The sequence below is a fragment of the Pseudomonas sp. Pseusp21 genome (genome assembly GCF_059492145.1).
Genome location: NZ_CP168520.1, coordinates 162,836 through 182,842, shown reverse-complemented (window position 1 = coordinate 182,842; position 20,007 = coordinate 162,836). Strand labels below are relative to the sequence as shown.

22 protein-coding genes and 1 tRNA gene are annotated in these 20,007 nt (G+C 61.5%); 9 read left to right on the top strand and 14 right to left on the bottom strand.

Annotation, left to right across the window (positions count from 1 at the left end; all coding sequences use genetic code 11):
* Positions 1-7: 7 nt before the first annotated feature.
* Positions 8-1,429, top strand: a complete 1,422-nt coding sequence (gene leuC, locus ACEN93_RS00745; protein ID WP_495610871.1) for a 3-isopropylmalate dehydratase large subunit — start codon at positions 8-10, stop codon at positions 1,427-1,429.
* Between the two features lie 3 nt (positions 1,430-1,432).
* Positions 1,433-2,041, top strand: coding sequence for a 3-isopropylmalate dehydratase small subunit (leuD, locus tag ACEN93_RS00740; protein ID WP_103387377.1), 609 nt, complete (start codon positions 1,433-1,435; stop codon positions 2,039-2,041).
* 39 nt (positions 2,042-2,080) lie between these two features.
* Here leuD and ACEN93_RS00735 read toward each other — a convergent pair whose 3' ends face one another.
* Positions 2,081-2,998 carry a LysR substrate-binding domain-containing protein gene (locus ACEN93_RS00735; protein ID WP_039773187.1) on the bottom strand — a complete coding sequence of 306 codons (918 nt, stop codon included), beginning with the start codon at positions 2,996-2,998 and terminating at the stop codon, positions 2,081-2,083.
* 153 nt (positions 2,999-3,151) lie between these two features.
* On the opposite strand from ACEN93_RS00735, the gene ACEN93_RS00730 reads away from it, so the two are divergent.
* Together ACEN93_RS00730 and ACEN93_RS00725 are read left to right on the top strand one after the other, a co-directional pair.
* Positions 3,152-3,358: a hypothetical protein gene (locus tag ACEN93_RS00730; protein WP_039773079.1), complete on the top strand. Its 207-nt coding sequence runs from the start codon at positions 3,152-3,154 to the stop codon at positions 3,356-3,358.
* 229 nt (positions 3,359-3,587) lie between these two features.
* A tRNA-Gln gene (locus ACEN93_RS00725) sits at positions 3,588-3,662 on the top strand.
* Positions 3,663-3,713: 51 nt separating this feature from the next.
* Here ACEN93_RS00725 and ACEN93_RS00720 read toward each other — a convergent pair.
* The 3 genes from ACEN93_RS00720 to ACEN93_RS00710 all read right to left on the bottom strand — a co-directional run bounded on the left by ACEN93_RS00720 (position 3,714) and on the right by ACEN93_RS00710 (position 5,335).
* On the bottom strand, positions 3,714-4,106 hold the full coding sequence (locus ACEN93_RS00720; protein WP_085611866.1) for a DUF1801 domain-containing protein: 393 nt from the start codon (positions 4,104-4,106) through the stop codon (positions 3,714-3,716).
* A gap of 153 nt (positions 4,107-4,259) precedes the next feature.
* On the bottom strand, positions 4,260-4,601 hold the full coding sequence (locus ACEN93_RS00715) for a YajG family lipoprotein (RefSeq protein WP_074690790.1): 342 nt from the start codon (positions 4,599-4,601) through the stop codon (positions 4,260-4,262).
* Between the two features lie 86 nt (positions 4,602-4,687).
* The gene (locus ACEN93_RS00710) at positions 4,688-5,335 is read right to left on the bottom strand and encodes a hypothetical protein (RefSeq protein WP_039773075.1); all 648 of its coding nucleotides are present in this window, start codon (positions 5,333-5,335) and stop codon (positions 4,688-4,690) included.
* Positions 5,336-5,498: 163 nt separating this feature from the next.
* Here ACEN93_RS00710 and ACEN93_RS00705 point away from each other — a divergent pair, with 163 nt between their 5' ends.
* The 4 genes from ACEN93_RS00705 to ACEN93_RS00690 all read left to right on the top strand — a co-directional run bounded on the left by ACEN93_RS00705 (position 5,499) and on the right by ACEN93_RS00690 (position 7,778).
* Entirely contained in the window at positions 5,499-5,744 is a 246-nt protein-coding gene (locus ACEN93_RS00705) for a hypothetical protein (RefSeq protein ID WP_039773074.1), read from the top strand.
* Between the two features lie 51 nt (positions 5,745-5,795).
* A complete protein-coding gene (ahr, locus tag ACEN93_RS00700; protein ID WP_495610870.1) occupies positions 5,796-6,827 on the top strand; it encodes an NADPH-dependent aldehyde reductase Ahr in 1,032 nt (343 codons plus the stop codon).
* Between the two features lie 145 nt (positions 6,828-6,972).
* Positions 6,973-7,134 carry a hypothetical protein gene (locus ACEN93_RS00695; RefSeq protein ID WP_166673434.1) on the top strand — a complete coding sequence of 54 codons (162 nt, stop codon included), beginning with the start codon at positions 6,973-6,975 and terminating at the stop codon, positions 7,132-7,134.
* A 53-nt stretch (positions 7,135-7,187) separates the two neighbouring features.
* Complete coding sequence (locus tag ACEN93_RS00690; protein ID WP_162130482.1) at positions 7,188-7,778, top strand: helix-turn-helix domain-containing protein; 591 nt, start codon at positions 7,188-7,190, stop codon at positions 7,776-7,778.
* A gap of 62 nt (positions 7,779-7,840) precedes the next feature.
* Here ACEN93_RS00690 and ACEN93_RS00685 read toward each other — a convergent pair whose 3' ends face one another.
* Complete coding sequence (locus tag ACEN93_RS00685; RefSeq protein ID WP_074690788.1) at positions 7,841-8,350, bottom strand: hypothetical protein; 510 nt, start codon at positions 8,348-8,350, stop codon at positions 7,841-7,843.
* Between the two features lie 390 nt (positions 8,351-8,740).
* Between ACEN93_RS00685 and ACEN93_RS00680 the strand changes: the two genes are divergently transcribed.
* Positions 8,741-9,202 (top strand): DUF3574 domain-containing protein, encoded by a 462-nt coding sequence (locus ACEN93_RS00680; protein WP_039773068.1) that lies wholly within the window; start codon positions 8,741-8,743, stop codon positions 9,200-9,202.
* On the opposite strand, the gene ACEN93_RS00675 is transcribed toward ACEN93_RS00680, so the two are convergent.
* The 9 genes from ACEN93_RS00675 to ACEN93_RS00635 form a co-directional block, all read right to left on the bottom strand.
* Positions 9,199-10,563: an APC family permease gene (locus ACEN93_RS00675; RefSeq protein WP_495610869.1), complete on the bottom strand. Its 1,365-nt coding sequence runs from the start codon at positions 10,561-10,563 to the stop codon at positions 9,199-9,201. The two genes, ACEN93_RS00680 and ACEN93_RS00675, sit on opposite strands and share 4 nt — an antisense overlap.
* A gap of 42 nt (positions 10,564-10,605) precedes the next feature.
* Positions 10,606-12,993 carry a TonB-dependent receptor plug domain-containing protein gene (locus ACEN93_RS00670; RefSeq protein ID WP_163974896.1) on the bottom strand — a complete coding sequence of 796 codons (2,388 nt, stop codon included), beginning with the start codon at positions 12,991-12,993 and terminating at the stop codon, positions 10,606-10,608.
* A 387-nt stretch (positions 12,994-13,380) separates the two neighbouring features.
* Entirely contained in the window at positions 13,381-14,046 is a 666-nt protein-coding gene (locus ACEN93_RS00665) for a sulfite oxidase-like oxidoreductase (protein ID WP_074690785.1), read from the bottom strand.
* Positions 14,047-14,055: 9 nt separating this feature from the next.
* Complete coding sequence (locus ACEN93_RS00660; RefSeq protein WP_074690784.1) at positions 14,056-15,111, bottom strand: substrate-binding domain-containing protein; 1,056 nt, start codon at positions 15,109-15,111, stop codon at positions 14,056-14,058.
* A 31-nt stretch (positions 15,112-15,142) separates the two neighbouring features.
* Positions 15,143-16,168: an ABC transporter permease gene (locus ACEN93_RS00655; protein ID WP_085667202.1), complete on the bottom strand. Its 1,026-nt coding sequence runs from the start codon at positions 16,166-16,168 to the stop codon at positions 15,143-15,145.
* Entirely contained in the window at positions 16,161-17,717 is a 1,557-nt protein-coding gene (locus ACEN93_RS00650; protein ID WP_495610868.1) for a sugar ABC transporter ATP-binding protein, read from the bottom strand. Before ACEN93_RS00650 ends, ACEN93_RS00655 begins: the two co-directional genes overlap by 8 nt.
* Positions 17,718-17,725: 8 nt before the next feature.
* Complete coding sequence (locus tag ACEN93_RS00645; protein WP_074690781.1) at positions 17,726-18,397, bottom strand: methionine ABC transporter permease; 672 nt, start codon at positions 18,395-18,397, stop codon at positions 17,726-17,728.
* On the bottom strand, positions 18,394-19,194 hold the full coding sequence (locus ACEN93_RS00640) for a methionine ABC transporter ATP-binding protein (RefSeq protein ID WP_490843403.1): 801 nt from the start codon (positions 19,192-19,194) through the stop codon (positions 18,394-18,396). Before ACEN93_RS00640 ends, ACEN93_RS00645 begins: the two co-directional genes overlap by 4 nt.
* Entirely contained in the window at positions 19,191-20,000 is an 810-nt protein-coding gene (locus ACEN93_RS00635; RefSeq protein WP_074690779.1) for a MetQ/NlpA family ABC transporter substrate-binding protein, read from the bottom strand. Before ACEN93_RS00635 ends, ACEN93_RS00640 begins: the two co-directional genes overlap by 4 nt.
* Positions 20,001-20,007: the final 7 nt, after the last annotated feature.

Below are 20,007 nucleotides of genomic sequence, written 5' to 3'. Positions count from 1 at the left end.
GCAAGCCATGCCCAGCCCGAGAACGCTGTACCAGAAGCACATCGACAGTCACACCGTCTGCACCCTCGACGATCAGGGCCACGTGCTGCTTTACATCGACCGCCAGGTCGCCAACGAATACACCAGCCCGCAAGCCTTCAGCGGCCTGCGCGAGGCCGGGCGCACGGTGTGGCGGCCTGCGGCGACGCTGGCGGTGGTCGATCATGTGAACCCCACCGCACCGAAACGCATCGCGACCATGCCCGACGCCGGGGGTGCGCGCCAGGTGTCGTACTTCGAAGAAAACTGCCGCGATTTCGGCATCGAGCTGTTCGATGTGCTGGACAAGCGCCAGGGCATCGAACACGTCGTGGCGCCGGAGCAAGGCTTCATTTTGCCGGGCATGGTGGTCGCGGCCGGTGACAGCCACACCACCACTTACGGCGCACTGGGCGCCTTCGGTTTCGGCATCGGCACTTCGGAAATCGAGCACCTGCTGGCGACGCAGACCCTGGTCTACAAGCGCCTGAAAACCCTGCGGGTAACGGTCAACGGTGAGCTCGGCGCAGGCGTCACGTCCAAGGACATCATCATGGCGCTGATCGAAAGGATCGGCGCTTCCGGCGCCACCGGTTACGCCATCGAATTCACCGGCCCGGCCATCAGCGCCCTCAGCGTCGAGGCGCGCATGACCATCTGCAACATGGCCGTCGAGGCCGGCGCCCGGGGTGCGTTCATGGCGCCGGACGACAAGGTGTTCGCCTACCTGCAACACAAGCCGCGTGCGCCCAAGGGCAAGGTCTGGGAGCAGGCCGTCGAACGCTGGAAAACCCTGCACAGCGACGAGGGCGCGGTGTTTGATCGCGAAGTCATCCTCGATGTCGCCGCGCTGGAGCCGATGGTGACCTGGGGCACCAGTCCCGATCAGGCCGCGCCGATCAAAGGGCACGTGCCGGACCCGGCCGCCCAGCCCGATCCAATCCTGCGTCAAGGACTGCAGCGCGCCCTCGATTACATGGGCCTGACACCCGGCATGCCGCTGAACGAAGTGACGATCAGCCATGCCTTCATCGGTTCCTGCACCAATGCGCGGATCGAAGATTTGCGCGATGTCGCCCGCGTGGTGCGCGGCAAGCGTGTGGCGGCCCACGTGCGGGCGATGATCGTTCCCGGCTCGACCCTGGTGCGCAATCAGGCCGAGGACGAAGGCCTGGCGCAGATTTTTCTCGACGCCGGTTTCGAGTGGCGGCAATCGGGTTGCTCGATGTGCCTGGCGATGAACGACGACGTGCTCGCGCCGGGTGATCGCTGTGCGTCGAGCACCAATCGCAACTTCGAAGGCCGTCAGGGCGCCGGTGCGCGCACCCACCTGATGAGCCCGGCGATGGTCGCCGCCGCCGCCATCAGCGGCCATTTGACTGACGTGCGCACCGTCGCGCTGGAGGCTTGAACCATGCAACCTTTCGACACCGTCAGCGGCAGCGCCGCGCCGTTTCTTGCATCCAACATCGACACCGACGTGATCATGCCCAAGCAGTTTCTCAAGGGCATCGATCGTCAGGGGCTGGATCGCGGGCTGTTCTTCGATTTGCGCTTTCTCGCTTCAGGCGAACCCGACCCTGAATTCGTGCTCAACCAACCGGCCTGGCAGGACGCGGCGTTTCTGGTGACCGGTCCCAACTTCGGTTGCGGCTCCAGCCGCGAACACGCGGTATGGGGCTTGAAGCAAGTGGGGATCCGGGCCCTGATCGGCACCACGTTCGCCGGGATTTTCTACGACAACTGCCAGCGTAATGGCGTGTTGGCGATTCAGCTGGACGACGCGCAGTTCAAGCGCGTGGCCGAGGCGATCAGCGTCCCGGAAACCGCGCGAATCAGCGTGAACCTGGCACAGCAAACCATCGAGCTGGCGGACGGCACGCTGATCGGCTTCGAGATCGATCAGTTGCGCAAACAATCGCTGCTGCTGGGACTGGACGCCATCGGCACCACGCTGCAACGCACCGAGCAGATCCGCGCCTTTGAGGCACGGCATCTGGCGGACAATCCCTGGCTGGGTTGATGGCAAAAAAAAACGGGCGGTTCATTGAACCGCCCGTTTTCATTCCACGGACAAATCGCGGAAGTACTCCTCCAGAAACTCCACGCACACCCGCAATTTCGCCGACTCGCTGAGCCGGGTCGGATAGACCGCCCAGACGTTGGCGCTCTGGGTGTAGCCGTCCAGCACCTGCACCAGCCTGCCCTGCTCGAGCATCGGTTTGACGTCCCACATCGAGCGCAACAGAATCCCGCCGCCGCTCAAGGCCCACTCCAGCACAATCTCGCCGCTGTTGGAGGACAACGGGCCATTCACTCGCACCGTTTCTTCCTGGCCGTCCTTGCTCAGGGTCCAGATGCCGAACGCGTTGTTACGCTCCTTGAGCACCAGACAATCGTGGTCTTTCAGATCTTCAAGGGATTGCGGCGTGCCCCGGCGTTCGAGGTATTCCGGCGTAGCGCACAGCACGCGCCGGTTGCTCACCAGTTTGCGCGCCAGATGCTGGCCCGGCAGATCATCGCCGACGAGGATTTCCAGGTCGAAGCCCTCGCCCACCAGATCGACCACCCGGTCGAACACGTCGAGCCGAATGTCGAGTTTCGGGCACGCGCGGGACAACTGGCTGATCGCCGGCGCCACATGATTGCGGCCGAAACCGAAGCTGCTGCAAATGTGCAGCGACCCCGCCGGCTGGTGCCGGGCCTGGGAAATCTCGCCGAGAAACTGATCGAAATCCCCCAGCAGTTTCTCCGCCCAGATCCGCACCCGCTCGCCGTCGTCGGTCAGCGCAATGCGCCGGGTGGTGCGGTGCAGCAGCTTGGTCGCCAGCGTGGTTTCCAGCACCGAGATGCGCTTGCTGACGTAGGCCGGTGAGAAGCCCAACTCGTCGGCGGCGCTAGCAAAGCTGTTCTTGCGGATGACGGTGAGGAACACCTTAAGGTCTTCGGGCAAGGGAAATTGGTCACGATTCGTGTTCATGGACAATATATTTCCGCTGATAGCATGCAGTTTGCGCAGAATACCACCGAGGCTTTCATTGCTGGTTTGTGCCGCCGACCTGAATGCCATCAAAAAACTCGAACTCGCTCCATGGCGCTGCATCCAACGTTTAACCCAACGGAGGTCAGTGCCATGAACAACGACAGCAAAGCCCCAGCCACGGATACGTCCGGCAAACCGGTCGATGTGGTGAAACGCGATCTTGAGGACCCGGACGACAAGACCCGCGGCGTGGATGAGGTCATCACGCCCTCGTCGACCCGCACCAAGGAGCAGGACGCTGAGGAGTTGCAACGCAAGGTCGACGAAATCGAACGCAAGGTTGCAGACGGCAACTGATCGGTTCATCGAGGCAGGTCTTTGCCAGGTTTTCGGGCTACAGCGGTCGCGCCGGTTTTCTTGGCAATCGCTGAAAAGCCCGAAAAACCTGACCGACAATACCGTCCGGGAAATAAGTAGCTGTTTTCCCTGAAATTTATTGGCTTCAGGGGTTCACAGATCGCAAGAGCGCTGGTAAAGTGCCGCCCACTGTTGCAGAGGTCCTCCCGGGACTGAAACCAATAGCTTCAGGGGCGTCGCCAAGCGGTAAGGCAGCAGGTTTTGATCCTGCCATGCGTTGGTTCGAATCCAGCCGCCCCTGCCATTTTCTTCCTCGTTTCACCCTCCTCCGTTTTATCTCTGCCTCAACGGCAAATCACTTCTTTGAATTCAACGTAATCGCCGAACGCACCAGCGTTTTCAGAGCTTTTGCATCGATCTTGTCGTCTTCGTGAATATCAATCGCCCGCCGGGTATTGCCCTCCAGGCTGGCGTTGAACAGTCCTGACGGATCCTCCAGCGCCGCGCCTTTGGCGAAGGTCATTTTCACCACGGCCTTGTAGGTTTCCCCGGTGCAGATGATGCCGTTGTGCGACCAGACCGGAACGCCGCGCCACTTCCACTCTTCGACGACCTCCGGGTCCGCTTCATGAATGATCGCGCGGATCTCGGCCAGCTTCTGGCCGCGCCAGTCGTTCAGTTCCTTGATTCTTGCGTCGATCAGCACAGAGGGATTCTCGGTCGCCGCGCCGCTGCTGTCCTTCTTCATATCCTTGTACTCCCGAAAACCTTTTCCGCTATCCAGCGTAGCGCCGGCTGCGCCAAACGCCGGGCAAAAAAAGCCCCGCAAGGTGCGGGGCAAAGGAATTGGTTGGTTGCGGCCAACCAAAGGAGCATCGTCAAAAGCGTTAACCGTCAGGCGTTACAGGCACTCCTGAGCAGCCCGTTCAAAACTCGACGGCATGAAACTCGACGCCAGCAAGTGGCGCTCATACAAAAACACCTTGCCGCCGTCCTGCGCCTTGTAGGCTTCCAGAACGTTGTCCGCCGCCACCTTGCTTGGCACCACGATCCGGTAGCTGCGCTGGGTCTGCGACACGGTCGGATTCAGCGCACTGCCCTGCAGTTTCGGCACCACGCATTCGGCGTACTGGGCGGGCGTCTTGTGCGTCTGCAAGGTCAGCGTCGGATCGTTCGGCGCAGAGGCGCAAGCGGTCAGCAGCAAAGTGGCAGAAGCCATGGCAGGGATAAAAAAGGTACGCATGGATAAAATCCTGAAAATAAACGGTTCGGTTCTTCGGCAACGTTCAGTGTCACGGGCACTGCCGTTGCCGTTTTTGATTTGGGTGTTCAGCCTGCACTCACCAGGGCTTTGAGCGAGTCATCGAACTGCTTCAAGGCACTCAGTTGCAGATCGCGTTGCTGTTCGATCCCTGCAGCGATTTCGGGCGCTGCCTTGTTGTGTACCCACACCGACGGCAGTTGCTTCTCCACCGCGCCCTCGGCCTTGCCGATGTATTGCAGGTTGGCGTTATAGAAGCGTGCGGCGAACCGCGCTTCGACCTGGCTGTTGCGTTGGGTCAGCAGACGGTTGTGGGTGTCGAGCATCACCACCACGTCCGGATGAGCCTGTACCAGCGCATCAAGGCTGTCGTAGACGGTCACCGAGAGAAACTGTTGTTGCAGCGAACTCATCAGCCAGTCGATGGCCAGCTCCGGGTCGGAGCTGTCGACGAAGGCGTCACGGATCCGCGCATCGAGCGCATTCCTGGCTCCGTTCACCGCCACGTCGTGGTAACGCTCGAGGTATTGCAGGTTGTCCAGGGTGTTTTCGCTGTACAGCACACCGACGGTTTGCGAGTGCTGCAACGCGGCGCTGCTGGCGGCGACGGGCAGAAAATGGCACGACTTGGCGTCGTCTGCATAAGCCGGGGCTACGGTAGCGGCCACCCCGCCCATCAGCAGGGCGACTACAGCCAGTCGGTTCAAAGTCTTCATCGCGCAATTCCTTCAGCGGTGTGTTCGATGGAGGCGATTTTCCGCCCATCGGTGCCAAAGCAGAACTTGCGTTTCTTGATGGTCACTATTACTTGAACCAATAGTTGCGCGGCGTGCAGACTGCGGCACACTCAATCACAACGAAAACAGATGAGGATTACCCGTGCGAACCTTTGATCTGATCCGCGATGCGGTCGTGCCCGAATTCCGCGACCGCGTGGCGGAATACCTTGTCGAATACGAAACGGTCCTGGGCCAGAACGTTGCCGACTCCGAATCAGTGCGGGCCGTCGCCTATCAGCTGCGCGGCTATTTGCGCGGCCTGAACACCACGCGCGTTTTGGGCATGGCGGACTGGGAAGAACTCGACCGGCGCGTGCTTAACACTTGGCTAGCGCCCGCTCGATGACACGCTAGACTCTTCAGGCTGCGCCCGCAGCGCCAGACCTGGAGGTGTCCCATGAGCAATAACACCGAACCCACGACATTCACCGGCTGGGCCGCCACCTCGGCCTGCGCGCCGCTGGAGCGCTTCAGTTACGACCCTGGCCCGCTGGGGGATGAGGAAGTCGAAGTCGCCGTGGAATATTGCGGCGTCTGCCACTCCGACCAGTCACTGATCGACAACGACTGGGGCATCAGCCAATACCCGTTCATTCCCGGCCATGAAGTGGTCGGCCGCATCGTGCGCACAGGCCCGCAGGTACGTGGTCTGGAGGTCGGTCAGCGCGTGGGGATCGGCTGGTACAAGGGCAGTTGCATGCATTGCTCGTCCTGCATCGGCGGTTCCCATCACCTTTGCGCCACCGCCAAACCGACGATCATCGGCAGCCATGGCGGTTTCGCCGATCGACTGCGCACTCACTGGGCCTGGGCGCTGAAGCTTCCGGACAACCTCGACCCGGCCCTCGCCGGCCCGCTGTTCTGCGCCGGCTCCACGGTCTTCAATCCGCTGGTGGAATTCGACATCAAGCCGACCGACCGGGTCGGCGTGGTGGGCATCGGCGGCCTCGGGCACCTGGCGCTGCGTTTTCTCAATGCCTGGGGATGCGACGTTACCGCGTTCACCTCTTCCCTGAGCAAACAGGACGAAGCCAAGCGCCTCGGCGCCCACAAGGTCGTCGCCTCCACCGACAGCGAAGCGCTGAAAGCGATGGCCGGCACCCTCGACTTTCTGCTGATCACCGCCAACGCCAACCTCGACTGGACGGCCATGCTCGCCACCCTGCGCGGCAAGGGCAGGTTGCACTTCGTCGGCATCGTGCCCGACGCGATTCCGGTACACGTGTTCAACTTCATTCCTCAACAGAAATCCCTGTCAGCCTCCCCGGTCGGCTCGCCCGCCACGGCAGCGACCATGCTGGAATTCTGCGCGCGGCATCAGATCCTGCCGCAGGTAGAGGAATTTCCGATGAGCAAGGTCAATGAGGCTGTTGATCATCTGCGCAGCGGCAAGGCGCGGTACCGGATTGTGTTGAACGCCAGCAAATGAAGGATTGGCGCGCCGGTTGCATCGGCGCGCCAATCATTTCATATAGAACCCAATTGAATTAATAAATAAAAAATCAGTATTTATCGTTATAAAAATCTCGGCGTACTCTCACCTCATCCCGTCATTGAACACAGTGAAGTGCGCCATGAAACCGACTGACAACCTGATCGACTTCGCCGTCTACCGCAAACGCCGCCACGCCCAGCAACAGGCCCGGCTGATGTGGGAAATGTATGCGCGCAATGCCGGTTATCAGGCTTACCAGTGGGTGCAGGCCGCTCGTTCCGGCGAGACGCGTCAAGCGTGAACGCGCGTGAACCCTCGCGCTTTCTGGCGAGCGCCGATGAACCTGTGCTGGACCTGAACAACCTTGATTCCCTGGAAGAAGACCCGATCTGTGAACGTGTCGCGCAGAACCTGCAACGTCTGCGCGGCAAGCGGCACCTGTCGCTCGATGCCCTCGCCCGCCAGTGCGGCGTGAGTCGGGCGATGCTGGCGCAGATCGAATCCGGGCGCAGCGTGCCGTCGATCAAGGTGCTGTGCAAAATCGCCAAGGGTTTGAAGGTGTCGGTGGCGGCGTTTCTCGAACATCGCGCGTTCGAAGGCGTGGCCGTGTTGTCGGCGAGCCAGAGCAAGCGGCTGGTCAGCGCCAGCGGTGCCTTTGTCAGCCGCGCGCTATTTCCCTTTGATGTGGCGCGCCAGTCGGAATTCTACGAACTGCGCCTGAGCCCGCTGGGCGAGGATCAATCCGAGGGCCACGGCCCGGGCGTGCAGGAAAACCTGGTGGTGGCTCAGGGCGTGCTGGAGATCAGCGTCAACGACGAGCGTTATCTGCTGTCGACAGGCGACTCGATCCTGTTTTACGCCGACCAGCCCCACCGCTACCGCAACCCCGCCGACAGTGAAGCGGTGGCGTATCTGGTGGTGACCTACCCCGAACGCCTGGACTGACAGACAGACAACAAAAAGCCCGACCGGGAATTTCCCGGTCGGGCTTTTTCATGCCTGAAGACTTAGCAGGTGCAGCACATCATCGGCATGCCGTTGCAGCTCATCATCATCGGCATGCTGCAGTCGTTCATCATTTTCATCATCAGGGCGCAGCAGTTCTTCATCATGTCCATGTTCATGCCCGGCATCGGCATGATTTTGCACATCATGCAGTCGGCCATCATGGTGCATTCCATCACGCACTTCATCGATGGCATCGGCATGCCCATCATTGGCATCGGCATCATCATGTTCATCATCGGCATGGCCATGGCCGCCGGGGACATGCACATCATGCTCATGTTGCCGCAATGCATCATCATCGGCATGCCGCAGTCCATCATCATCTGCATCATTTGCGCGCTGTTCTTGAACATGGCCATGTCCATGCCAGCGGCCGGCATCATCTTGCACATCATGCCGTCGTCCATCATGTCGCAGCTCATGGTCGCCATCATCATCGGCATGCCAGTCATCGGCATCATCGGCATGTTGGCGTTCATCGGCATTTGCATCTGCATGGCGTTCATCATGGTGTAGCTCCCTGAGGATTAAGAACTGGATGAGAAGTTGATGGAGCCGATTCTAAGGATTGAAAAATCCGCAACAAGCTGTCCATCGAGCAGCAAAAACTGCTGTTCAAACGCTTCAAGTGCAGCGTTCCGTGCGACTTGAACCGTTGCAGCAGCAGAGTAGACGCAATGACAGATCCGGCAAATGCGGGAGCAGGTTTTTGAATGCAATAGATATGCGATCAAACACCAAGCAAATAACTTAAAGAAATAATCGTTCTAACCAGCAGGCAATATTTTCACTGTGCTTGCTTATTCCATTAGTTCAGCGGCGATCCACTTTTTAATCTTTTATTGCTATTAACCGTCCCCTCTATAATTCGGGACAGTTCTTAACAATAAGGAAGTTCCATGCCGCAACGTTTTCTATTGGCAGCACTGTTCCTGGCGGTCGCCGGGTGTGCCAGCCCTCCTCCGGTTTCCGTGCATACCAAGGATCCCGTCAGTTCGACCCTGCAAGGCGATGCTACGCGGCCGGCGCAGGCGCAGTGGGTGCGCACCGAGTTGTATTTCTCGGTGGGGCCGTTGGAAGGCAAGGAAGGTGTGGTGAGCCCGGCGCGCTGGCGCGAGTTTCTCGATCAGGAAGTGACGACGCGGTTCCCGGACGGGTTCAGCGTGTTCGATGCGTATGGGCAGTGGAAAGACCATGACGCGAAAGTACCCGAGCGGCTGGCGACCAAGGTGATTGTGATCCTGCACGAAAGCAGCGCGAAACGTGAGAGTGACATTGAGGCGATTCGTTTGGCTTACAAGCGGATTACGGGGGATTTGTCGGTGCTGCGGTTATCTCAGCCGGCGGCGGTGTCCTTCTAATCTACGCTCCGTTGCAGAGTCTGCCGAGGTGTCGACACCAGGCGGCTCAACCCGGCCAGCAACAACCCGCCAACCACCAAAACCCCAATCCCCAGTAACGCCCCCAACCCCACCACTGTCACGCTGGAATACAGCATGTAAACGCACAAGCCAGAAAACAGCAGCGGCAAAACCGGATAAAACGGCACCCTGACCGGCCGGGGGATCTCGGGGAAACGCCGCCGCAGAATGATCAACGCCAGACTGCTCAGACTCAGAAACAACCAATACACCGGCGTCAGATACTCAACCATGGTGTTGAAACCGCTCTGGGTAAAACTGCCAAACAACACCAGCAACAACGCGACCGCCCCCTCCGCCAGCAACGCCTTGCGCGGCACGCCGTCGCGTTCGTCCCATTCGCCGAAACGGCGCAGTTGCGGCACATCGCGGGCGGCGGCGTAGGTGGTGCGGGCGCCGACCAGCAAGGTCGAGTTGATGGTGGCGATGGCCGCGATGCCGACCATCAGCAAAATCAGCAGCACGCCGGGAGCCCCGAAGGCGCGGTTCAACAGTTCCACCGCCGGCGCGTTGCTCGCGGCCAGACCTTCGAATCCCAGCCCTTGGACAAACGCCCAGTTCAGCGCCAGATAGATCGCCATTAGCACCGTCAGCGCACCGAGCATGGCAATGAAAATGCCGCGTCGACCGTCGCGCACTTCAGCCGATAACGTCGCCGCATCACTCCAGCCGCCGAAGGCCAGAAACACAAAAATCATCGCCGCAGAAAACCCCGCCGCGCCAGTGTGTTTGAGCACCACCGGATCGCTGGGCAGCGTTGGTTCGATCCCTTGCCACGCCAGCCAGACCCCGGCGCTGGCAATGCTCAGGAACCCGAGAGCAAGCAGCCCGACCAACACAGTCTGAGTAATGAAACCGATGTGCTTGCCCGTCAGATTCAACAGCACCAACGCGGCAATGATCGCACCGGCAAACACTCCCGATCCGTAATGCCCCAACGGCACGACCGCATTGAAGTAGTCGGCAAACATGAACGCCGACAACGCGATCCACCCGGTGTGCATCACCGAGAATCGCGACCAGGCAAACAGGAAACCCATGCGCTCGCCGTAAGCGGTGCGCAGGAAATGATAGTCACCGCCCGGATGCGGAAACGCGGTGGCCATCTCGGCAAAGCACAAGGCCCCGGCCATCGACGCCAGTGCGCCGAGCACCCAGACCCAATAGAAATGTTCCGGCCCGACGTTCAAGGCAACGGTCGGCGCGGTTTTGAGAATGTCGGTGGTGATGACCATGCCCAGCGTGATCAGCAACGCCTGAAACACCGGCAGGTGCCGCTTGGGGCCATAGGTTTGAGTCATGAAGGTTCCCGCTGATGATCCGCCATCCATGGCGGAAAAAGCTCAGAAGCCGTAAGTAGCGGTGGCGTAGTAATAAGCGCCGTTGGTACCGATCGGCGAGAGCACGTCGTACGGCAGGTTGCCGCCGTAGTTGATGGCCGAACCCGAGCGTTCCGGGTAGTTGTCGGTCAGGTTGTTGCCACCCAGGGCGATGCTGAATTTCGGGGTGAATTTGTAGGTCACCTCGGCGTCCAGTTGCCATACCGCGCCGTAGGTTTGCTCAGGCTGCGAGTCGCCGAAATCGAACACCCGAGTGGTTTCGCCCTGACGGGTCAGACGCCCGAGCAGGCCCCAGTGTTCGCTGGTCCAGTTGGCGGAAAACACGAAGCGATCCTTGGGCGCGGCGTCGGTCAGGGTGTTGCGTTCTTCGACCCCGACCAGCGCGTCGTTGCCGATCCCTAAGGCGGTCAGTTGCGACGGCGTGCCCTTGGTACTGGTGACCTTGGTGTGGTTGTAGGTGTACGCGGTGGTCAGGCCCAGTTGCCCGTCGTAGAACGGCTGATGGTAGTTGAGCACCAGTTCGGCGCCGTCGGTGCTGGTGTCAGCGGCGTTGGTGAAGAAGTTGACGTCGTGCACGCCTGCCACGCCGAAGTTGTCATTGATGTAGCTTTCCAGCGCGTCGCTGCCGATTCGCTGGGACAGGGTGATGCGGTCCTTGACGTCGATACGGAACACGTCGAGCGACGCATCGAAGCGTTCGTTCAACTGGAACGTCAGGCCGAGGCTGAAGTTCTTCGAGGTTTCCGGATCGAGTTTTTCCGCGCCCAGGGCACGGGCAATCGGATCGTTGACCGACAGCACGCGGATATCGGTGAGCGTGCCGCCGTCGCCGAAGTTGCTGGTGGTGTTCTGGAAGCCGCTCTGGGCCAGCGACGGCGCGCGGAAGTTATTCGACACCGCACCGCGCAACGCCCATTGATCGGTCAGCTTGTAGCGACCGCTGAGCTTGCCGGTGAGTTTGCTGCCGGCGTCGTCGTAATGTTCCCAGCGCGTGGCGGCATCAACGAAGAAGCGGTCGGTGAGATCACCGGACAATTCGGCGTAGGTGCCGAACACGTTGCGATCCAGATCCGACTCTTCACTCGGGCGCAGCCCGTTGGCGCCATCGGCCCCGGAACCGATGTAAGAGGCTTCATCTCCAGCAAAGGTCAGGTAGTTTTCGTAGCGATATTCACCGCCCACCGCCAGCACGAACGAACGGCCACCGATGCGCAATTCACGGCTGAAATCCAGGTTGGTGGTGGTCTGGCGCAACTCGTAATCGCCGGTGTCGAAGCGGGTCGGCGAGTCCGCGCCGAGGCTGACGTTGAGGGTGCGGCGGGTCGCCGATTCGAAGCGGTTGCGCCCGTGGGTGACGCTGCTGTCGAAATCCCAGTCGTCGCCGATCAGGCCCTTGTAACCGGCGGTGGCGGAGATGTCGGTGTTGTCACCCAACGATTGCGGCAAGTAGCCGTTGGGGTAGAACTGCGGCTGCTCGGACGGATAGCGATAGAACTCGGCGCCGGTGGTGTGGCGTTCGTTGTAGGTGCCGAAGCTGTAGGCCTTGCCGCCGGCCAGCGGCAACTCGCCGTTGAACCAGGCGTTGACGTCCCGCGCCACGCCGTCGCCCATCACATAGTTGCGCTGGCCCGGGGTGTCGGCAAAACCGTCGTAGCCGGCGCGGTTGGTGGGGTTGCGATCCTTGTACTCGGTGCCGCCGCGAATGAAGCCGCCCTCCTCACCCAGCCGCGTGCCGATCTTGGCGGTGGTCACGCTGTTCTGGCCATCGGTGGTGGTTTTGCCGATCGCGTCCTGATGGGTGTGGTAGGCGCCGTAGCTGGTGGAGACTTCGCCGCCTTCGGGGGCGTCGTCGAGGATGATGTTGATGACCCCGGCAATCGCGTCGGAGCCATACTGCGCACCGGCGCCGTCGCGAAGTACTTCGATGCGTTTGATCGCGCTGATCGGGATCGAGTTGAAATCCACCGGCGCCGTGCCGCGACCGATTTTCGACGAGTCGTTGACCACGGCCGAGGTGTGCCGGCGCTTGCCGTTGACCAGCACCAGCACCTGATCCGGGCTCATGCCACGCAGCTGCGCAGCGCGCACGTGGTCGGCGCCGCCGGAGTTGGACTGGCGCGGAAAACTGAACGACGGCAACAGCGTCTGCAACGCCTGGCCCAGCTCGCCGCCACTGGCGCCGGCGGTCTTCAGGTCCTCGGCGGTCAGCACATCCACCGGCACCGGCGAATCCAGCACCGTGCGAGCGGTGCCCCGGGTCCCGGTGACCAGCACGGTGCCCAGCCGAGTGTCATCGTCGACGCTCGCAGAAGTATCTTCAGCTTGTGCAGGAAGTTGCCAGATTGCACTGACAACAGCGATGGCGAGTAATGAACGCGAACGGTGAATCATGCGACAGCTCCTTGAATCGCAGTTAATAACCGGCCGCTGCCGAATCATGAAGTGTCGGCAATCAGCGCACGGCAATTTCTGCTGTAGTTTTGATATTCAGAAAGGCAGCCAGGTGTGTTGAACAACTATCGGCTGTTAGAGCGCAAGAACCCCAAAGTTAGTAGAACCCCCTGTTTACCGATCCTAGACGAGCGGTCGCACGCCGCAAAAGAACCAATAACGCTTAGGTTATGCCCGACGAACGGAGTGTTGCCTGAGCAACACTTGTGTTTGCGCAACAACATGAACACCCAACTAACCAACAACTAATCACGCACGAAAACGCACTCCACGTTGTTGTAGAGAGCGTTATTAATCTGTGTTTTTTCGGTGCGAAGTTAGAGGCCGTCAGTCGAAGTCCTTTTCCCGCCAGGCATCTTCGGCAATGTCCAGCGCGTCGCCGCTGAAGCGCTGCTCAATGAACGGATCGGCGTGCAAATGAAAGCCGTTGCGCTCCCAGAAGCCCGGTTGTTCCTGATCGGTGAACTCGAGCCCGCGCAGCCATTTCGCGCTCTTCCAGAAGTACCGCCCCGCCACCACCAGACGCAGCGGCCAGCCATGTTGCGCGGTCAGCGGCTGACCGTCGTAATGGGTGGCCAGCAGGCTGTGCGGATGCAGCAGGTCTTCGAGATGCAGGTTGGTCTGGTAACCGTGATCGGCGTGGGCCATGACGAAGGACGATGTCGGCCGAATGTCCAGGGCCTGCAACAGGTCTTGCAGGTGCACGCCGCTCCAGCGGGTGTCGAACTTCGACCAGCGTGTCACGCAATGAATGTCGCATTGCAACGAGCGTTGCGGCAGCGCTTGCAGATCGGCGTAGGTCAGCTCGACCGGGTTGGCCAAAGTGCCGAACAGGCGCAGCGACCACGTCGCCAGGTCATAGGCCGGCACCTCGCCTTCGTGCAGGATCGGGAAACGCTCGGTCAGCACCTGCCCCGGTGGCAGCCGTTCGCCCAACGCCACATCGGCTTTCGGCGAACGGCTCTTGCGCAGACGCGCAGCCTTGTCGTGCATGTCGGCTCCTCAGTTCGCCACGGGAATCCACGGCGACCGCGCGACGTTGGCGGTGTCACCGAAGGCCGGCAGTTTCTGCCCAAGGTCGCGCACGTTTTTCACGTCCAGATCCAGCAGTTGCTGACGGGTAATGAGAGTCGGCGGCACCAGCACCTTGTGCCCCGGATTTTCCCCGGCAATCAGCATCGCCAGACTGCGCACGCTGATCGCCCCGGCCACTTGCGGATTGACCGCAGCGGTGGCGGCCCAGGCGCTATCCGGCTCTTTCATGATCTGGATGTCGGCGGTGGAAATATCGGCGCTGTAGATCTTCACTTTGCGGCTCAGACCCGCCTCATCGACGGCGATCTTCGCGCCTTTGGCGAATTCGTCGAACGGCGCGAAGATCACACTGATCCCCGGATTGGCCCGCAGCACGGCGCTGGCCTGATCCGCCACCGAGTTGGCAATCGGCGGATTGAGCGTGCCGAAGCGCGCTTTCTCGATGATCCCCGGATTGCTCGCCTTGACCTGGCTCCAGATCTCGTCGCGGCGCTCCATCGGCGTGAAGCCGCTGATGTAGACATACCCGGCGTCGAAGCGGGTGCCGTTGTCCTTGAGCGCTTGATCGAGTGCCAGCCGCGCCAGTGCGTGGTGATCCTGCTCGACCTGAGTCACTTGCGGCGTGTTCAGGTCGACGTCGAATGCGACGACCTTGATGCCTTTGGCCAGCGCCCGCTCAATCGGCCCTTTGAGGGTTTCCGCCAGCCCCAGTTGCACGATGATCCCGTCGACACCGAGATCGGCGGCCTGATCGATCATCTCGCCCTGGCTCGCCGCCTGTTGCCGCGCGTCGAACACCCGCAGGTTGGCGCCCAGCGCTTCGGTCTGTTTCTCCACCCCGCGCAGATAGGCTTCAGGGAAATCCCCGGAGAACAGATAGCCCACCAGCGCGATCTGTACCTGACCTTTATCGAACGGCGCCGGTGCGCCGGGCAAGGCCTTGGCCTGCGCATTGAAGGCCAGTGCCGAGAGCAACGCCCCGGCGAGGCAATGACGTGCGAACTGCTTGATTGAACCGTGCATGGATCTTTCCTTGAAGCATCAATGAACCGGCTCAGCGCGCCCGATGCGCGAGGCCGAAGGTGAACATCAGGGCCAGCACCAGCACCAGTCCCTTGACGAAATCCTGCGCGTAATACGGCGCGTTGAGCATGGTCAGGCCGTTGAGCAACGAAGCCACCAGCAACGCGCCGACCAGCGTGCCGAACGCGTTGGGCTTCTTCGCCCCGAGCACGGCAAAACCGATCAGCGCAGCGCCCAACGCATCGAGCACCAGGCCGTTGCCGGAACTGACATCCCCGCGCCCCAATCGCGCCGCCAGCAACAAACCGCCCAGCGAGGCCAGCAGCGCCGAGAGCACATAAGCCAGCAACTTGAAGCGCTGCACCGGCGCACCGGCCAGACGCGCCGCCTGCTCGTTGCCGCCAATCGCATAGAACAACCGGCCGATGCGCGTGCGTTCGAGAAACAGCCACACCGCCACCGCAACCACCGCCGTGATCAACACCGGAATCGGCACGATGTCCCACAGCCGTCCGCGACCCAGCGCCAGAAACACCGCACTGAACGAACCCTCGGCTTCGTCGCCATTGGGCAGGGTCATGCCCACCGCAATCGAACGACCACCCGTGGGAATCAGTTGCACGCCGATCACCAGGAACATGCTGCCGAGCGTCGCGAGAATGTCCGGCACGCGCATCTTCACGATCAGCCAGCCGTTGAGCAGCCCGACCAGTGCGCCACCGGCCAGGCTGATCAGCACCGCCGGCACCGCACCCCAGCCGAGCACCACCATCACGTAACTGGCGATCATCAGGCTCATGGCCGCCACCGCGCCGATCGACAAATCCAGCCCGCCCACGGCCATGGTCAGCGTCACGCCCAAGGCCAGCAGCGCGACAATCGACACCGACTGCAGAATGCTGAACAGGTTGCCAACGCGCAGGAACGCCGGTTCCGCGACACTGAAAAACACCACGATCAACGCCAGCACCCACAGCAGGCCATAGCGGATCAGCGCTTGCACGAAGCGCTCGGACGGCGCCAGGGCGGATGACAACAGGGAACTCGAATCAGGCACTCGCTCTACTCCTTGGCGCGGCGTGAACAATAGAATTTTGCGGATCGTTGCCAGCCAGCGCGGCGACCAGGGTGGCGCGATCCAGCCCGGCACGCGGGTACTCGGCCACCACCGCGTGATCGCGCACCAGCAGAATCCGGTCGGCGATCTCCAGCGCTTCATCGACGTCCGAGCAGATCACCAGCGTGGCGCGGCCAGCGGCGCTGTCGCGCAACAACTGGCCGATCTCGCGCCGGGCACGCACATCGACGCCCTGAAACGGCTCGTCGAGAATCAACACTCTGCTCTCGCCAAGCAACCAGCGGCCGAGCACGACTTTTTGCTGATTGCCGCCGGACAACGCACTCATCGGCACATCGATGCCGGCGGTCTTGATTCCCAGCGCTGCGACTTGCGCCTCCACCGCCGCCGCTTCGGCACGGTTGCGGATGAAACCGCCACGGGTGAAGCGTTCGAGGAACGGCAAGGTCAGGGTTCGGCGCAATGAAAAGTCCGCCACCAGCGATTGGCTCGCGCGATCCTCGGCGGCGAAGAACACGCCACTCTGGATCGCCTGGCGGGGCGAGCCCGGTTGCCAATCGATGCCGTCCAGTTGCAGAGAACCGGACAATGTTTTGCGCAGCCCGAACAGCACTTCGGCGATCTCGCTTTTGCCGGCGCCGAGCAATCCGGTCAGCACCACCACTTCGTTTCCGTGCAAGGACAAATCAAAGGCACGGGTGCGCGGCAGGACTGTCACGCCGCGCAGTTTCAGCACTTCGCGCCCCGCCGCTCGCGGTGTGTAGACGTGAGCCTCCAGCGCCTGACCAAGCATCGCTTCCAGTGCCTCTGGCAATTGCCGGGCACTGAACTCACCGGCCAGTTGCCCGTCGCGCAATACCACGGCGCGGTCGGCCACCCGTTGCAGATCGGACAGCCGATGAGAGATGTACAGAATCGCCACGCCACGGCTGCGCAAGGTGTCGATCAGCCCGAACAGGCGCTGCGCTTCGGCATCCGACAGGGCCGCTGTCGGCTCGTCGAGAATCAGCAGGCGCGGTTGCAGGGCAAAGGCGCGGGCCAGCACCACCAGTTGCCGCTCGGCCTGGCCGAGGTGTTCGATCGGTTGCTCCAGCGGCAGCACCAGACCGAGCCCCGCAGCGATACTCGCGGCGCGTTCCAGCAGGCGTTTGCGGTTGAGCCAGAAGTCGGCGTCGGGGCGGCACAGTTCATCGAGCAGCAGGTTTTCCGCCACGCTCAATCCGGGCGCGATGCCCTCGTTGATCTGCTGATGAACCGCGACGATGCCGAAGCGGCGCGCCGACAGCGGCGAACTGAAATGCCGGGGTTGGCCATCGATCCGGATCTCGCCGCCATCGTGGGCCTGACTGCCGGCGAGGATCTTTACCAGCGTCGACTTGCCCGCACCGTTGGCGCCGAGCAGCGCCACCACTTCAGCGGGAAAAATATCCAGGCTGACCCGGTCCAGCGCCCGGTTCGAGCCAAAGGTCTTGCTCAGTTCACGTACACGAATCAGTGGCTCGGAGACCACGGCGACAGGCGCACTCATAAAATTCCTTAACGTCGATGAGCCAGTGAACGCACCAGTCGATCGCCCAGGCTTTGCACACCCTGGACGAGGATGACCAACACCACGACGGTGGCGACCATCACTTCATTGTTGAATCGTTGATAGCCGTAGCGGATCGCCAGATCGCCCAGTCCACCGCCCCCGATCACCCCGGCCATGGAAGAAAAACCGATCAGCATCACCAGCGTCAGGGTGATGCCCGCCAGCAAGGCCGGCAGCGCTTCGGGCAACAGCACTTTGAAAATCACGTGGCGGATGTCACCGCCCATGGCGAGGATCGCTTCGATCCGGCCCTTTTCGACTTCGTCCAAAGCGTTCTCGACGATCCGCGCAAAAAACGGAAAGGCGCCGATGGTGATCGGCACCACGGCGGCAGTGCTGCCCAACGTAGTGCCGACCACCAGCCGGGTCAGCGGGATCAGGGCAATCAGCATCACCACGAACGGCAGCGAACGACCGAGGTTGATCACCGCGCCCAAGGCCTGATTGAGCCTCGGCAACGGATAAAGACCCTGACGGCGACTGATGAACAGCAACACCCCCAGCGGCAAACCGATCAGTAACGTGAACAACCCGGCGAGCAGCACCATGTACAGGGTTTCGCCGGTAGCGTTGAGCACCAGTTGCAGGATTTCATTCCAGTCGATCACGCGGTTCATGAGTGGGCCGCCCGTACGCCGTATTGCCGCAGAAAGCTCAAACCGGGCGCGTCATGCCCCAGCGGCAAGCCGCAACTGGGGCGCAGTGAGGCGCCGAGGGCGGACTGCGGATCGGCCAGCAATCGAGCGACTGGCCCCGCCTCCACAAGTTTTCCGTTGGCCATGGACGCGGCGTGATCGCAGATCGACTTGACCACATCCAGCTCGTGGGTGATCAGGACGATGGTCAAACCGAGCTGGCGGTTGATGTCGCGCAACAGCTCCAGAATCGACGCGGTGGTTTCCGGGTCGAGGGCGCTGGTGGCTTCGTCCGACAGCAGGTACGCCGGCCGTGCCGCCAAGGCCCGGGCGATCCCGACCCGCTGCTTCTGCCCGCCGGACAGTTGCGATGGAAAGGCTTCGGCCTTGTCGCTCAGGCCCACCAGTTCCAGCAGTTCCCGAACCCGTTCATGGCGCTGTAGCTTGGCAACCTTGGCGATTTCCAGCGGCACCGCGACGTTGTCGAACACGTTGCGCGAATGCAGCAGGTTGAAGCCCTGAAAGATCATGCCGATGCGCTGACGCTGGCGGCGCAACTCACGGTCGGACAGCGCCGTGAGGTCTTCGCCGTCCAACAGAATCCGCCCGGCATCCGGGCGTTCGAGCAGATTGAGGCAACGCAGCAGCGTCGATTTACCCGCGCCGCTGCGCCCGAGAATCCCGTAGATCGCGCCATCGGGAATGCTCAGCGACACCTGATCCAGCGCCGGAGTCGACGCTGACGGATAGGTCTTGCTCAACTGCTCGACGACGATCATGGCTTGGCATCCGCCACCGGGATCACCGAACCCTTGAAGTTCTCGGCGATGTACTTGGCGACTTGCGGCGAGGTCAGGTCCTTGGCCAGTTGCTGAATGCGTGGATCGTTTTCCAGTTTCGGCGTGGTCACCAGAATATTGGCGTACGGGTTGTGCTCGGCCTTCTCCAGCCCCAGCGCATCCCTGGCCGGCACCAGCCCGGCTTCCAGCGCGTAGTTGCCGTTGATCACCGCCAGGTCGACGTCGTCCAGTGCGCGGGGCAGTTGCGGCGATTCGATTTCGAGGATCTTCAGCTGTTTCGGATTTTCGGCGATGTCCTTCGGTGTCGCCTGATCGGCCGCCGGGTCATTGAAGCCAGGCTTGAGCTTGATCAGGCCGTTGTCCTGCAACAGGTACAGCGCGCGGCTCAGGTTGGTGACATTGTTGGGCACGGCGACCGTGCCTTTGTCCGGCACCTGGGCGAAGGTTTTGTGGCGATGGGAATAGATGCCCAGCGGTTCGATGTGCACCGTGGCGGCCACCGCGAGTTTTTCGCCGAGAGCCTTTTCCTGGGATTGCAGGTACGGCAGATGCTGGAAGTAGTTGGCGTCCACATCGCCGTGCACCAGCAACTCGTTGGAGTTCACGCCCTGCGGGATTTCGATCACCTTGAGGTTGAGCTGCGGATCGAGTTTCTGGATGTACGCCAGAATCTGCGCGTGGGGCACCGGGTCGGCGGCAACCCGCAATGGCTCCAGCGCTCGAGCGCTGAACGAAGTCACCAGCGCGCCGAGGACGGCCAGGGTCAAGCCTGCTTTTTTCAACATGGAAAGA

Bases quoted from the DNA above. Each gene is read 5' to 3' on its own strand.
- leuC (WP_495610871.1), top strand. From the start codon at position 8: ATGCCCAGCCCGAGAACGCTGTACCAGAAGCACATCGACAGTCACACC.
- leuD (WP_103387377.1), top strand. From the start codon at position 1,433: ATGCAACCTTTCGACACCGTCAGCGGCAGCGCCGCGCCGTTTCTTGCA.
- ACEN93_RS00735 (WP_039773187.1), bottom strand. From the start codon at position 2,998: ATGAACACGAATCGTGACCAATTTCCCTTGCCCGAAGACCTTAAGGTG.
- ACEN93_RS00730 (WP_039773079.1), top strand. From the start codon at position 3,152: ATGAACAACGACAGCAAAGCCCCAGCCACGGATACGTCCGGCAAACCG.
- ACEN93_RS00720 (WP_085611866.1), bottom strand. From the start codon at position 4,106: ATGAAGAAGGACAGCAGCGGCGCGGCGACCGAGAATCCCTCTGTGCTG.
- ACEN93_RS00715 (WP_074690790.1), bottom strand. From the start codon at position 4,601: ATGCGTACCTTTTTTATCCCTGCCATGGCTTCTGCCACTTTGCTGCTG.
- ACEN93_RS00710 (WP_039773075.1), bottom strand. From the start codon at position 5,335: ATGAAGACTTTGAACCGACTGGCTGTAGTCGCCCTGCTGATGGGCGGG.
- ahr (WP_495610870.1), top strand. From the start codon at position 5,796: ATGAGCAATAACACCGAACCCACGACATTCACCGGCTGGGCCGCCACC.
- ACEN93_RS00695 (WP_166673434.1), top strand. From the start codon at position 6,973: ATGAAACCGACTGACAACCTGATCGACTTCGCCGTCTACCGCAAACGC.
- ACEN93_RS00685 (WP_074690788.1), bottom strand. From the start codon at position 8,350: ATGATGAACGCCATGCAGATGCAAATGCCGATGAACGCCAACATGCCG.
- ACEN93_RS00680 (WP_039773068.1), top strand. From the start codon at position 8,741: ATGCCGCAACGTTTTCTATTGGCAGCACTGTTCCTGGCGGTCGCCGGG.
- ACEN93_RS00675 (WP_495610869.1), bottom strand. From the start codon at position 10,563: ATGACTCAAACCTATGGCCCCAAGCGGCACCTGCCGGTGTTTCAGGCG.
- ACEN93_RS00670 (WP_163974896.1), bottom strand. From the start codon at position 12,993: ATGATTCACCGTTCGCGTTCATTACTCGCCATCGCTGTTGTCAGTGCA.
- ACEN93_RS00665 (WP_074690785.1), bottom strand. From the start codon at position 14,046: ATGCACGACAAGGCTGCGCGTCTGCGCAAGAGCCGTTCGCCGAAAGCC.
- ACEN93_RS00660 (WP_074690784.1), bottom strand. From the start codon at position 15,111: ATGCACGGTTCAATCAAGCAGTTCGCACGTCATTGCCTCGCCGGGGCG.
- ACEN93_RS00650 (WP_495610868.1), bottom strand. From the start codon at position 17,717: ATGAGTGCGCCTGTCGCCGTGGTCTCCGAGCCACTGATTCGTGTACGT.
- ACEN93_RS00645 (WP_074690781.1), bottom strand. From the start codon at position 18,397: ATGAACCGCGTGATCGACTGGAATGAAATCCTGCAACTGGTGCTCAAC.
- ACEN93_RS00640 (WP_490843403.1), bottom strand. From the start codon at position 19,194: ATGATCGTCGTCGAGCAGTTGAGCAAGACCTATCCGTCAGCGTCGACT.
- ACEN93_RS00635 (WP_074690779.1), bottom strand. From the start codon at position 20,000: ATGTTGAAAAAAGCAGGCTTGACCCTGGCCGTCCTCGGCGCGCTGGTG.